The following is a 15,723-nucleotide window of genomic DNA, read 5'->3' on the forward strand; positions in this document are numbered from 1 at the left end:
ACCAAATTTCTCAGCATATTTAATTAAAGAGGATCTCATATCCTGTGTTATACTAGCCATATGGAAACACTCCATTTTGCAACCTTACAATTATTGCAAATACTAATTGACATTTTATTGTAAAATATGGTAAATGGTGGTATTATTAATAGGTATAGAGAGTAGCATATAGAAAATTTTTATCTTACTTAGACTAGAAAGATATATGCTAATTTCTAATGGCTGTATATACATTTAACAATGTATATAGGCTATATTTCGGTTCACAGGGTATATATTATTTAAACAAAGAAGGGATGAAATGATTGTGAGTGGGTTAAAAAGTGTAGTAAAAACGTTATTATGTATAATTTTATTAGTTGGTGTTGTAATTATAGGAGCAGAGAACTTTACAACAGTTAGTGCAGAAGTAAAACCGACTGCAAGTGTTACAAAGAAAACACTGTATGTAAAAGGTAGTCCATATACCATAAAGGTAAACAATGCTTTAGCAAAGGCGGTTATTACTTATTCATCTAGTAATAAAGCAGTTGCCACTGTTAGCAAATCAGGTGTGGTTACGCCTGTAAAGACAGGGTCTACTACTGTAACTGTAAAAGTAGTTCAGAATGGAAGTACCTATAACTCGTGTATAGATATTAATGTAAAGGAAATGAATATCATAAATTATATTGAACATGGTAACAAAAAAGTAACTACATGTTATAATAACGAAGAATATATGTACGCATTCATTATTCCTGATTTAAACAAGTATAGTTATTCCTATAAATTAGACAAAGACGATGTCATTAAAGTAACAGATAATTGGGAAGAAGCGGGGTATCTAAAAATTCTATTCAAGACATTGAAACAAGGTAAAGTTAGCATTACTGTTAAAGAAAGGACTACAGGAATAACTTATAAGAAAGTAATCAATATAGTTAATTCAGATGAAGAAATAAAATATAATGGTGAAATTGTGTACTTTGGATCATATCCACAATCAGAAGTTGATGAAGAAAACTTGACAGATGATATTATTAATGCAGATTATAATAATAATGAAGCTGAAGTAGATGGTGTTAAGTATCTTAGGCTTACCTATAAAGATGTTTATTTTGAAATGAATAATTCATATCAATGGGATTGGGATATCGAGAAAAATGAGGTTCCATATCATTATTTTAAGTATGAGCCAATATCCTGGAGGGTGTTATCGGATTCAAAAGGAGATCTAATGTTATTATCAGATCGTATACTATTCTGTGAAAATTATAACAACAGTAATGAACTTGTGACGTGGGAAAAAGCAAATATTAGAGAGGAATTGAATTCAAGCTTTTTTGAAATGGCATTTAATGATATTGAGCAAGATAATATATTAATAACTTCAGTTAAAAATGAAGATACCAAATTAGTTTTTCGTTATGATTCTAAAAAGAGTAAAGTTGTGGAGGAAACCAGCAACGGAATAGGAGGAAAGGGAGGGGAGGCAACAAAAGATAAAGTGTTTTTATTATCATTGGAGGATGCATTAAATCCCAAATATTGGATTGGGATTAAAGAAAATCTTAGTATATTGCAACGTGCAAATCCATTACCAGATAGAATGGCTTATTGTTCGACATATGCTTTATTTTCAGGATGTATAATAAATTCTAAGACACTTAGTAGCCAATGGATGCTGAGATCCCCTGCTGAAAACAATTACTTTGTTTCTGGACTTACAAATAATGGGGCAGTTTCGAGTTATGGAGCAAATGTTTGGACAGCTTATTTAGGAATCCGCCCAGCAATTAGAATAAAGAGAAGTAGTTTGAATAATTAATATAAAACTTGGAGCGCGGATAGATTTATGAATTTCATCCTTGAATTTTATAATATTTGAAATAAAGTGAAACACTCGAATTGAGTGAAGCCTTACAATCTCTTGTCTATTATGTTATCTTTTTAAAACTTGGTACGGATTTTTAGAGTGATTAAGCCGTCAATCGTGTGTGTGAAGAAAAGTCTGTAAATACTGGTCTTAAATGATAATAGCTGGCCTAAAGGATTTGCGATATGCTTTTAGACCTTGCTATATAACAGTATATGTGATACATGTCAATAGCAGGCGAATAAAACCGCCTGTATAAAAATGATATATATGAGTAACTTATTGAGGTAGACGTCCCTCATACATGATACTGAGTTCCCCATATTCCTGTCCCCAGTTCCTAAGCGACAAGTTCCATTTCTTAGTTACCTCAAAGGTAGATAAATACAGATTTCAGAAGTGCTGTATCACTAGGATTATACACTTCTTAGCCGATTCGACTCCAGATAGGTTGCATTTAAACTTTCAAACACATTTGTTGCATAAATAACTTTTTGCATCTCAGCTGAAAATTTGAAAATGGGGGGAAAGCATCCCAGTTCTGCTTCCAGCTTTTCATGGAGTTTGGATACTTTTCATCCCATTTATCGGTAACTCTCTCTAGGGCTTCAAAAGCTTTTTCCTCTTTTGTTGCCTAATAATTAGTCTTTAAATCTGCACAAAATGGCTTCCATCCTTGTCAGCCACATATTTCATTGCATTCCGTACCTGATGAACATATGGGGGATATAGCTTCCCTAATACCAGTTAAAAAACCATCCGCACAGATAAACAAAATGTCTTTTACACCATTCTATAATTGAGAACTGTAAGACAGTACTTGGGACTTTCATTTTCGCCAACCTCAATGGTCAATACTTCCTTGTATCCGTCATTGTTAATGTTAAGAATAATATATGCTGCAAGCTTTCGGATAATCCCGTTATCACGAACGGAATAATGGATTGCATCGATGCAGGGCATTGGATATACCTTGAAAGTGGCCTGTTTTTCCAGTCTTCAATCTATGGCATGATTTTATCCGTAACATCTGAAACAAAACCCCCAGAAGCTTCACACTTGTAATTGTCCTCAAGAGTATCAGAGATTTGTCTGTGGAATACCTATGCATACATGGACAAAATTTTTATGGTCAATATCTGATATATCTTTCTAACGCTTTTTGAATACCTGTGATTCGGAGGTAGACTTGCGGTCCTGTGGGTCCTGAATATCCATACTCCCATATCAGCTGCTGGATAATGTTCCGTTTTCCATTTGTTTGCATCTTGTGTACTGGTTTCTTTTCTCTTGCCATAATAAAAGACCTCCTAATGCTTATATTTTATAATAGAAGACCTTATAAATCTTATTTATAGAAAAGCTTTCGCAGACTCGGGTGAAGCATTGCGCTTTCTTGTCTATTATGCTAAATCAAAATGCCAGGACTTGTGCACGCAATATTTAATCTCCATTATTTCCTTATTCAAATCTCATTCAGGCAGAAAAATAGTTTCTATGATAAGTTTTCTATATTTAAACTAATTATTCTATTATACTTATCTTCATATAATGAGTGGGAGTAGTGTTTATTAGCCTCATTCTTTAATATATGTTCTTTTCATTTGATACCAGTTGCCCAGTCCATATGAATAATACTAATTGAATTACTCCAATCTATCTTTCATTTTGAATGCTTGGTATATCAGAGCATTTATAAGGGAATTACACTGATAAAATCCCTTTTTATGTATATAGAACATTTAATTTATCATAAAATCATCATATTAATTTATAAATTAAAGGAGGAAAGTAATGTATATACTTTTACAGAAAGCCAATGCTAAAAAGAAAGTGTTGATTTTTTTAACTGTTATGTTTCTAATACTTTTATATTTTGTACAGTTTCATTCTTCGAAAGTAACTTCGGCGTATACAATGTCAGAAGATACGGTAGTTCCCAAACCTGTAAAGTATGATTCAACTGGTGCTACCACTTGGCCATGGGAGTATATGGCATATATGGTACAACCATATACATTAGGCATTTATGAAGGGAGAAATGGTTGGGATAAATTATATGATGAAATCAAATGGTTAACTCCGGGTTATGATAACATTTCAAATTCTTCGCTGACTATTATCCCACATGATTTATGGAGGTCGGTACTCAAAAATCGGGATAATTACGTAGTTCAATTTGTACTTGGAAGTACAAAAATATTAAAGAGTAGCGAAAAAAAAGATTCAGTTCTATATATGAAAGGAATTAATACAGCGAATGAAACGTCTTCAAGTGTGAAAAATGGTGTATTTTACGATAAATTAAAAGATTTAAGTGATAAACAAATACTTGAAGTATATAAATCTTTAGCTCAGAATAAGACTAATAGAGATCTTTCAGAAGGAGTATGGTATTATTTTACTACTCCCCAAAATGGAAAATATACTATTGGTACAAAGATTGATGAGTATTTACAAATAGAAAAGTTAGGAATAGATAAAAATGACATGGAAAAAGCATCTGATTTAAAATTAAAAGAATTATTTTATAGATATATTGATTTAATGTTAACATTATATTCTCAAATAGCAAGTACAGATTCTATAGCTAAAAAGGCATGGGAAAGTGCAATAGAAAATTATATAACTTCAGAACCTATAGGTTCCAATAGTTCAAATGATAGAAGTGAAACCAATAGTCATATCTGTATTACAAATGCTATTGTAGGTTATACAAAAATAGAGAAGGCTGAAGGTGCATATATATTTTCTGCACAAGATTACATAGAACGAATTTATAATATTCAAAAAGAAAAAAGTCTTACTTTTAAAGCAAATAAAGTTTTTGATATTGAGAAAGAAGACAAGTATTCAATTTATGGTAAAGAATATTATCTTCGGTTGGAGGAAGTTATAAAGTCGAGTATAAAACAATACAAAGATGATAAGGTCTTAGAAAAACAAACCTATCCTTATGAAGTGAGCGCCACAGCTTGGGGGACAGCCATTGTTTCAAGACTGTTACATAAATTACCATCAATTAATAAAAAAACTGCAACAATGGAATGGAAAACGGTGCACAATGATTTTAACTTTCAAGAGTATCTGTTATTAAGTAATGATTCTAAAAACTATGGAGTTATATTAGTACCAGCCTACTATACACAATCTCCTATTAATCCTAAATACGATGCAAATCTATCAATCCGTACTACCTTAAAACCAACCAAATACATAGCTATTGCTGAAACTGGAACCAGTTCCAAAGTGGATTTTAAAGCTATTAAACGTACTGGTTCTATAGAGGAGAACAAATCCATTGGGGATACGCCAGAATTAATACTTAAATTAAACGGAAAAAAGACCGATGATGATTGGAAAGATTGGGAGAAATTAATTGATCGTTATGATAAGTTCGATTTAAAAATAAATATCACTAGAAGTGTGAAAGAAACATCAACAATAAAAGCAAAAAAAATAACCCTTAATCCAACTACCTATGTTATTAATAAGAAAGGTATTACGAAAGAAACATTAAAAACGTATTTAACAAATAAAGAAAATGTGGAACTTAAATGGAGAGACACATCTATAGCTAATGTTATATTAGACCATGAAGAAGACATAAATTTTTATGATTATAAAGCGGATGTAACTATTTGGTATTATAAACAAAGTGAAGGAGTAGATGATAAGCAGAAGGTAGAAGCATCAACTAATAAAGTTGATATTACCTATACCAAAAAGACAGAAGTTATTCAGGATGGCACTTATGCTTCAAGTCCGGAGGCTTTCAGTGAGTTAAAGGACGGTACCATTTACCAGGAAGTTTTTGAAGCAATGGCAGGCGTTCCCTCAACCAGACCTTTATACTTTTCTGTGGGTGGCTCAGAATTTATTGCAGAACTACGGGTAGAGTATGCAGAGAATCAAACGGCCACAAGAACCTATAAAACCATTTTTGCAGGTACAGATTGTGAGTTTAAGAAAAATGATGCCTTAAAAGGAGGAGCCGGAACCTACAGTCATACGGAAACCTTTGTGGCAGATAATACCGGAAAGACAAATAGTAAAAGTGTGTTAGCGGAAAATTCGAATATCAAGACCCCGGACGGCAATCCATCAGCTAATTTTACAGTAAGCGGACATAACGCTTCAACGACCTTAACTGCTAAATGGACAGGAAACATTAGCAATTCAACATCAGAGCCTTCGGATGCTGGTTTATTTAATGAAGGACAGGAAGGAAGTCAATGTGCAGGGAATGCTTTTCAACCGGGAACCTTAAGAACAAAAGTGAAACCTTCCACGAACTGGGATGTAAATAGTTATAATACAGCACTTGAACAGGCAATAAGCTGGGCAGCAGGTATGGAAGCAACCAATGGAACTTATACTGTTCAAAGAATTGCTGACAGTGATGGGCAGATACGTCAGTACAAGGTAGGAGAGGCAGTGATAACAGTAGAGCTTTCAGGTGGTTCTAACAACCATACCAACACGGTTGTTAGAACTTACAGTGGCGGAATTTATACCTCCTCATCTGCCGCTGATGCAAGGCTTACTAATACAGATGAAGGAAAGCTTGGCAGCGGCTGGGGGTGGAGTGAAGGTAAGTTAGGGTATGGAACGGGGTATGTGGCAGGTTGTGGGCATGGTTGTACCAAGGAATGGGATACGCCTCCTTCTAAAGATAATCCGGGCAAATCGCATTCCCATAACCATGTATGCGGTTCCTTTGTACCAGCAGTGGACTTAACGCAGGCAGCTTCGGGAACCATTGGGTATACTATTATTGTAACCTTTAAAAATGGTAAAGTTATAAGTGGAGGCAATTATGATGGTGCTTTGGCCTTAACTGCGTCGGAAGTTAATGTTGGTGGTTCTTTGCCTGCTCATGCTCTGTGTGGTCCATGCTGTCAGCATGAATTGCCTTCAGTGGAGGATAACTGGTCCCAGGCGGTTACTTTTAATACGCTACGAATTACGGATGTACATGTATGGAAAATAGAAAAGGGCTATGTAGGCGGTATGACGAAGATTCGAAGTGATGCTGCTGAATATGCAGATGCTATCATACATCAGGGAAACCCAAATATTTTTTATAATATAGCAGCATCCTATAGTGGAAATGAGAATTCCACTATGTCCGGTCGAATTCGCTATTCTTTACAAAGAGAGCAAGGTGATTCTGTTGTTTGGAATGAAATGGTAGATGGTATGACTACAAGAAGTAAAAAATGCAATGGGCTGGCAGGTACCATAAGTGGTAGTAATCCAATTAAAATAGCAGCGAATCAAGGACATAACAATAAATGGGCTTCCGGAATCTTATATACAAATCCTGCATCCTCTACGACGGTTGACTATCATAAAGAGAAAGCGGATGCAATTGATAAAAAAACGATAGAGTATGAAAGATTCAATATGAGGCGTAACTTAAAAAATACTGTTACGGTTGTTGCAGATATGTTAATTTTACAAACCTCTAGTGGAGACCAGAGCTTATTGTACTATGCAGATAAGCAAACTAAGACAACGCAGCAGCAGTATGATGAGATAAAAACATCTTTTGACAAGATGTGGACGGAAAATCCCAATGCAGCAAAGTATAATGGCAAGGACTTAGTAATAAATATCGGTTCTTATAATGGACAATATTATAATACATCAACAAAATATAAAGGAAGCGGTAAAGGGGAAAAAATAGATACCATTTATGATGCGGATTTAATATCAGCGGTAGTAAATGACAATACAGAGGCCGGAGAAACCATAGGCCTTGCCAATACAGGTATGATGAGGATAGCCCAGTCATTTACGAAAGCGTCCGATGCTAACAAGTCAAGTCCCTCCCATAACCAGACAAGAATGCCAAGGGAAAAAGATTTACGTATCTATAATCCGGTAATTCAAAATCCAATCAATCCAAATGGGGAGTATGTCACGGGGCAGTCTTATACGTATTATAAGGAGCTGTTGATGTATGACTCCAGCGAATATCTAGACCCTATACACAAAAGTGAAAAAGATACAGTGTTGAATAGATATGGAATAACTTTGAAAAGCCGATATAGGGTTACAGATGAATCAGGCAAATGTAATGATATTGTGGTGCATGACCCGGTATCTGCAAGTGATGCAGTTATTGTGGCGAAACCACGTGAAGCAGATCAAAGAATTCAAAAATCTGCGTCATCTGCTCAGAGTTTGTTAAAGGAAATGGCGGAACTGGAAATCTGCCCCGGTACAGCAGCTCTTTGTGGCTTCCGTTACTTAAACTGTCAGTTTGAAAAGGAAAGTTCTCTGGCAAGCTTTGATTTCGAAGTGGTGGATACATATCGGGATGAATCAGAATCTGCCACCGGAACGCCGACGGGTTCAGAGGATGACAGAACAATTATAAGAAATATAATCAAATCAGGCAGCTCTTACAGGGATTATCCGTTAGGAGCAGGATTCGCCTTTTATAGAGAAGCAGGCAGCTTTCATGGATTTGGTTCAGGGAGATTTTTATCTGTGGATGGGATACGTACACAAATACCATTACAAGACTTTGGATTTTCGGGAAAAAGTTTAGAGCGTATCCGTGTGGAATGTAACCTATATATTCCATCTATATCTAATCGTGATCGAATGTTGTTTTCCTTTTCAGGGTATGGGTTTTATATTCCCGCAGGAAAGACCTATGGAGTTATTACTACGGGAAATGGAGAAGAACGTATAATGAGCGGAAACTTAATCGGCAGTCCTTTAAAATTTGGTCTAGTCATGAGCATGGGTTCAGTTACGGATTGTAATCTATACATGAATGATGTGCTACAGAGTGCCAGGACTAGTAGAAGTTCTAAGAATATTACAGATTCCTTAGTAGGTGATTTTTTAAACATCGGATGTTGGGAGTCTAATTCAGATTTTGCAACGGGATTTTATCTGGATAATTTAAAAATTATCCGTATGCCTGGTACCACTGAGCATACAGATGCCTGTTATGTAACTACAACTATCCATGAAGCAACTCTCCAATATCTGCAAAAGGCATATGTGGTAAAAGATTTTGCCTATACCGGAACCGTTCAATCTTTTACTGCACCAGTAAGCGGGAATTATAAACTTGAAGTATGGGGGGCCAGTGGTGGTGATGGAATTAAGAATGACCAAGCCATAGGAAGCCATGGAGGTCTTGGAGGATATTCCAGTGGTATGATATCTTTAAAGAAAGGGCAGACAGTTTTAATAAATGTAGGTGGTGCAGGTACCATGAGTACCGGACTAGGTACAGGTGGCGGCTATAACGGTGGAGGAAATGGAGGTAACTATGGATATGGAGGAGGAGGTGCAACAGATATCCGAGCAATAGATTCTCCTGTAACGATAGCTTCTCTGGATTATTTCGAAGATAACGGCACCTTATCTGGTTCCGGACAACAGGTAAATGGATGGAATGATAGTGGTGAAGATAAAATAACATCTTATGATACAGATACAGTTACTGTTAAGAAGATATGGTCTGATGGCTGGCTAACTCCGATGGGTGATAATCCCTTACTTAATGTAGATAGTAAATACATTGATACGATAGAAATAAGGTTGAAAAATAATACAAATGGTTCCTTTATGCAGATTCATTATGCCATTAACGGTGAATGGCATAATGAACCGGAGTGTATTTATCTGGACGGTTCCAACATAATTAGTAAAAATGGTGATGGATTTGCGACCTACAGGGTTAAGATTACAGATAAAAACACTTCGTGGGGAAGTGGCAAAATAACAGGGCTGCGTCTAGATTTATGTAATAGCCCTTTAGGAACCAAATCAGGTAGCTACGTTCTTGATTATATCCGGTTTATTAATTCAACCGGAACCATAGGTAATAATATTATCGCCAAAAACAGCAGTACTTCCATAGGAAAATTTTATGACGAAGCTGCATATGATGCCAATGTCTCAAGGCTAACTTTAAATAACGGTGAGCATGCTATTAAAGTAGCAAAAGGGGCCTATCATCAGGCAGCCTCTCTTCCTAATGTATTTACAGCGGGTCATCAGTATATGGTAGTTTTTGATGCCTGGTCAACAGAAGAGGGTGATGTGCTTCATATAGATGCGCATCCTGATACCTTGCCTGAAAAAATATTTGGATTGACAACAGAAAGAACCACATATTCCTTCTCAGTAACTTCTGACTTAGCGCAGATGAACAATGCTGCATTACGGTTCTTTGACAGTGGAGAGACACCAGAAGGGGATATGTATGTTACAAATATAAGAGTTTATGATGTAACAGCTGATTTTAGGAATCGCATTCTGGTAGCTGGAGGTGGAGGCGGAGCTGATGATTCCACCGGAGAAGCAGTTGGAGCGGTTAATGATGGTTCAGGAGGTGCAGGTGGTGGTTTTAAAGGTGGCAATGCCTTCGCAGATGGTGTGAGAACCGCAGGAAAAGGAATTACTATTCCAGGCAGTGTAGAGGTCGGAAAAGAGTTTCCATATGATTATAGTGGTACCTCAAAGGCAGTGATTCTATCAGCGGGAAAATATAGGCTGGAGGTTTATGGAGCTCAAGGTGGTTCCGGTAATCGGGGTATCGGAGGCCTTGGAGGATATGCATCCGGTGAGATAACATTAACTACAGAAACAGAGGTAGTAATCAATATTGGTGGTATAGGGGAGGGCAGACAGCAGTCGGGATTTTATTCCAATGGTCCTAATGCAGGAGGTTATAATGGAGGTGGTGCGTCGGGAAGAGATACCGATTATAACGATAACGGTGTAAATGAATTAGGTGGAGGTGGTGGAGGTTATACCACAATTAAGATAAATGAAACAGCTATTGTAACCGGTGGCGGTGGTGGTGGGAATACCTATACTAACAGTCCGGGAAGCAGAGGGACTGGAGGAGCCGGTGGTGGAAGTTATAACAGCCCTGGCACATCAGGTATACTGGCAGACTCCGGAGGCATCCCTATTGGTGGTGTATTTGCCAGAGAGTCAGAACTCTATAAAGCGACGGGTTATGTGAATGGAAGTTTGGCTGTTAATGGTAGTGTTCAGGAAGGGGTGCGGACAGGCAATGGTTTTGCACTTATTACCTGCATTGGTACAGCAGAGGTAAATAATGGTGACCTAGATGCTGGTTTAGGTGGCACACAAATAAAAGGATATCAGACAGGTATTGGTGAAAGTGCCACTACAGATACGGATACCGGCGGAGGAGGAGGAGGCTATTATGGCGGTTATGCTACAAATTTCTATAACGGAGGAGCCGGAGGCGGTTCTGGTTATATTGGTGGTGTGACTGAAGGGATTACCATAGATGGAGATAGTGTCATACCATCCGTTTCTGGAGGTATAGGAACCGGACATATTGGGAATGGATATGCCAGGATAACCTATTATGCAGCAGGCAGTGTAAAAGCTGACTGGCCATATGAGGTGTCTGAGAATAATATCCATATACCAACTATCAACTGCCTAACCGGAAGTTCCAAAGCGTTTACATTAAGCCTGACGGCCATGAATGGCGGAAACCTAACCGGAATGAAACAGTTACTGGGAGATACTCTGTGGAATCAATTTGCGGCATACTTTGGAATCAAAAGTGGTATGACAGCGAATGTAACAAATGCAAGTGCTCTGTCATTTCTTAGAAACCACATGGAGGAAATTCCTTATACTATTGGCGGCTTCATAAATCCTATTTGGGATTGCGACGGACTCTATAATGCACATGTTTGCACCGATAATTGTCGCACGGAAAGGGATCTTGACTGCCAGGAACCACACCATTACGGGCACCATTATGATTATAGCAATGAACTATGCTATAGTCCCTGTAATAATGATCATAATCATAAAAGCGGTCTGCATACGGTAAAGGATAAAACAGGCAGTGGTACCATTGCTATGGGAGACTATATCAACATTGACAACTATTTCCAGGTCTATTTTCCAAACCGTGGTGACTTTTATGAAACTACGGCATTCGGAATCCCAAGTACGATAAAAGAAAAAGGAAAAGGATATACAAACCGTATGGACACTACAGAATGGACCAGGGAGAAGTGGATACGTTTTGAGTTCTCTGTGCTATATAACCGGAACGGAACCTGGGAAGAGTATCTTACAGGTGAGTGGATTCCGTTGGAGGTAAGAGATTCTGAGGGTAGTATCATTGAGTACTATGATTTTTACTGCTTATTAAGTAATGTGGAAGTACCTGCTGCAAGAGTTGATTTTCTTGTAGAAGCCATTAACAATAACCCATCCCCTGGTGGGCAGACCAACATATACCTGAGAGATAATGTAGTACGAAGTGATCTTCCCTCCTGGACTAATGAGTTTGTTAGAAACTTTATGAGAATAGGTAGTAAAAAGGCAGCTTACCACACAGCCTATAAATATACAGTAGTAGATTTGGTTGGGCGTATCGGTAACTTAATCGGAGAGGATACTGAAGATTTAAGGTTCAGCAATCTATTTAAAAGTACGGCAAAAACGCAGGGCTGGCTTATTGAAGGGATTCTAAAAAATGTCAATGCAGAGGTTTCGGATAAGTATTTATCCTGGCATTATCATAATGGGACTTATGGAATGGATGTTAGGGGCAATACGGTGTCTAAGAAGAATGGAATGTATAATACCTATGGAACCCAGGGTTGGACTCAGAATGCAGGTGCAGTTCCTTTTCCTTTATCAGGAGATAAGAACACAGTGGCTGTTTTGAAAAATGAGAATCTAAAGCTTGGCTATAATTTGCTTATGGACATAACTACCATAGGTAATTATGATGATGGAAAAGTTCAGGTTATTCCTTACTTTTATGCATTGAATACTAGTACAAATGCAATATACCCGGTGGATGCCTATCTATTTCATGACAACAACTATGAGCCTATCAATTATTTTGGGTTGATGTCAGAGTATTATGATGAAAACCGAAACTTGACAGGAGAATATCAAATCTTAAAAGATACTCTATATCCTTATATGATGAAGCTTAACTGGGTTAAGGAAAAGGGGAGGAGAAACTATTCCGCAGAAGAAGCAACTATAACAGAAAAATTGGCGGAAACTAACTATGAATACGTTAGAGATGAGGATTACAACGTAATTGGAACAAAGCTATTAACAATACCCTATGGAGAAGATTATGCTCTTGGAACCATTCAAAATCTATTAATCGGTGCAAGAGGCAGGACCTTTGTGGGAAGCAGCAAGGTAACTGCCATAGATATAAATGGGGGAACGGAGACAGATATCATGAAGTACTTTGACCCGATGTACTTTTGGCAAAGGGGCCAGAGGTGGCATATGACAGCAGGTCTTCCGACTTCTGCAAGATTTGTAGTATACAGAAATGGCAAGCACATAAATCCGATAGAAAAAATAAGTGCAGGAGGTACTACCATAAATGCAGTAGAGGAGGTAAACGGTAATGAATATGTAATCCTTATGACAGCCAAAATTATAGCTTATGGAGACACTTGGACGCTGGAATATAACCAGGGAAAAGACAACGGAGGAGTAGTTATTGGAGGTAAGACCTTTCAGTTTGGCTCTGATATACCTAACTTGTTAGCTGTATATGACACGACCGGTAATACCATTGATGTAGATATTATTGGCACTCATTAGAAGAAGAACTGTGTATAAAAGAGGTTAAATCTAGAGAAATATAAAAAAGTTAAAGTGGTACTGAATGTAAAGCCGCGCAATGACAGAAGCTCCATGACGTTTTTTACACTGGATAAAAAATCAATTAAGACCAGAGTAAAAATCTGTTATGGAGCTTTTGCTTTATTAATCATAGGTTCTCTAAAATAAAGCCCACGGATAAAGTCCATGAGTATTTAAAAGAATTGTATAGAAACAAAAATTATTTACAAGAGTAATCATACTGTAATTAATTATATTACAGAGATATAGAGTGAAGAATCTTAAAAAGAAGGTGAGAATTTGAGGCATATTAAAAAAGTACTATACAGTATCCCTTTTCTGGCATTGGTGTTATTATACATAACGCTGCCTGTTTCTGCAGCGACAACAGATGATTTAAGAGAATTAATAGGCAGCAGTAGAATAACGGACGAAGCTTATATTAAAGAAATGAAGCAAATTATATATTATTATAATTCAATGGAAAGAAAAGAACAGTTATTTGAATTAATGAAAGGACTGGGCAATGAAAAAGAAGCAAATGATTATGAGGAGTTATTAAAGAAAACGTCGGTAGCAGTGGATAAGCTTATAAAAGATTTTAAAGCTGCAAAATCACAAGAGGTATTATTGGAAGATTATAATGATATTTATACTCTGTTAAAAAAAATAGATGCCGTGTCAGTAGCAAATACGATATCCCCGGCAATCTATACAACAAATATAAAGGAGATAGAAGATTTATTTCGTTATGCTTTAAGTGTTAAAAATAGTATGGATGATAATACAGAGATAGGAATAATTGGTGAAGAGTTGTTACCCCCTTCCGGTAAGGATTTTCAGATACTGCGCTCTTTTGGTGAAAACAAAATTATACTAAGTAAACCAACTATAGAGACAAGTAATGGAATTACTATGTCTGTACAAATGAATTCGCAAGTTTATTCTCAATTTAATGGTGTAGTTGAGAGTGTCCAAAAAACAGAAGATGGTTACAGGGTTGTAGTAACAACCGGAAAGTCCATTGAATGTACGTATAGTACTATAAGGAATGTAAAGGTAAAAAGTGGATCAAAAGTGAATCAATATGATGTAATAGGGACTGCAAGTAACAATAATCTTTTGTTTAGTATTCAATTGAATACGGTATTCATAAATCCTTTATATTTATATGGCACAAAAGGAATAACAGCATATGAAAAATGGATGGCTGCAAATCCTGAAATGGTTGTCACTAGAGCGGATTTTTCCTATGTATTAAAAGATATTGCAGAAGAATTGGAATCTCAGCAGATATCATCAAGTATAGTGAATGATGAAGGTGAGATATCAGAGATAATTTGGGAGGAAGGTTATGAAGCACCTAAAATGCCTGACAATTAAGCCTAAAATAGTAATTGCAGTGATAAGTTTATCCATCCTTTCTTTTATAGGTATAGCAAGTTTAAAATATGGTCTTTGGAAAGGAAAGAATGCACAGGAGAATAAGGGGTTAGATAATAACACTCAATTTGAAAATTATATAGTAGTTAAACGAGTAACTGAAAAAAATAAAAAGCAAAGTAATATATGGGAGTGGAGGCAGGATATTATTACAAAAAAAATTGGTTTCTATTACAATGATGAACTTACAGAAATTATAAATAGTACCTATCTTCGAGAGGAAATTATGCAGACAATTATTCCAGAAGAGTCTGAACGCAGTTCATTGGAGGAATATAAAAGTAAAGATATACCTATTTTATATACTTGCGATAACTATATTACTTTTGAGTATATCTCTTATCTACAATATAATGGTTGGAAACTGAGACGGTGTATCGAACTGGAAAAATCAATAGAAATCTATTTAGACAATGGGAAAACATTCTTGCGATTTTTTGTGTTTCGAGATGGTACCATGTTTGATGAATTGGATGAGACAGCAGAACTTACAGATATAACAGCAGAATTATCAATAAAATAGTAAATGGAAAAGAAACGAATATACACCATGTTTGAGGCTTATCATAGTTATGAGTTTTATATATAACGAACGGGCTAATGGTGTAGTAAAAAATAACTGTATAGAACCTATAAAAATATATGAATGATTCATTTTTAGTAAGAATCATTCATCATATTATACATAGTGATTTTTAAATAGGTAATAGGGAAATTATTTTTGAATTACATTCGTTGAAGATATTGTTTCCCAATTGTATAACATTTTTTTAGAGAAA

General features: G+C 36.3%; 4 protein-coding genes and 1 pseudogene. 4 read left to right on the forward strand and 1 reads right to left on the reverse strand.

Going from position 1 to position 15,723, the window contains the following annotated elements; genetic code table 11:
- Positions 1-307: 307 nt before the first annotated feature.
- Positions 308-1,810, forward strand: a complete 1,503-nt coding sequence (locus acsn021_RS03280; protein WP_184095251.1) for a DUF6273 domain-containing protein — start codon at positions 308-310, stop codon at positions 1,808-1,810.
- A 327-nt stretch (positions 1,811-2,137) separates the two neighbouring features.
- Here acsn021_RS03280 and acsn021_RS23125 read toward each other — a convergent pair.
- Positions 2,138-3,085 (reverse strand): annotated as a pseudogene (locus tag acsn021_RS23125) (IS256 family transposase); the annotation flags it as partial.
- Positions 3,086-3,652: 567 nt separating this feature from the next.
- On the opposite strand from acsn021_RS23125, the gene acsn021_RS03290 reads away from it, so the two are divergent.
- The 3 genes from acsn021_RS03290 (at position 3,653) to acsn021_RS03300 (ending at position 15,467) form a co-directional block, all read left to right on the forward strand.
- A complete protein-coding gene (locus tag acsn021_RS03290; protein ID WP_184095249.1) occupies positions 3,653-13,480 on the forward strand; it encodes a glycine rich domain-containing protein in 9,828 nt (3,275 codons plus the stop codon).
- A gap of 321 nt (positions 13,481-13,801) precedes the next feature.
- On the forward strand, positions 13,802-14,884 hold the full coding sequence (locus acsn021_RS03295) for a peptidoglycan DD-metalloendopeptidase family protein (RefSeq protein ID WP_184095247.1): 1,083 nt from the start codon (positions 13,802-13,804) through the stop codon (positions 14,882-14,884).
- The gene (locus acsn021_RS03300) at positions 14,856-15,467 is read left to right on the forward strand and encodes a hypothetical protein (protein WP_184095245.1); all 612 of its coding nucleotides are present in this window, start codon (positions 14,856-14,858) and stop codon (positions 15,465-15,467) included. Before acsn021_RS03295 ends, acsn021_RS03300 begins: the two co-directional genes overlap by 29 nt.
- Positions 15,468-15,723 lie beyond the last annotated feature (256 nt).

The organism is Anaerocolumna cellulosilytica (assembly GCF_014218335.1).
In the GTDB taxonomy this organism is placed as follows: domain Bacteria; phylum Bacillota; class Clostridia; order Lachnospirales; family Lachnospiraceae; genus Anaerocolumna; species Anaerocolumna cellulosilytica.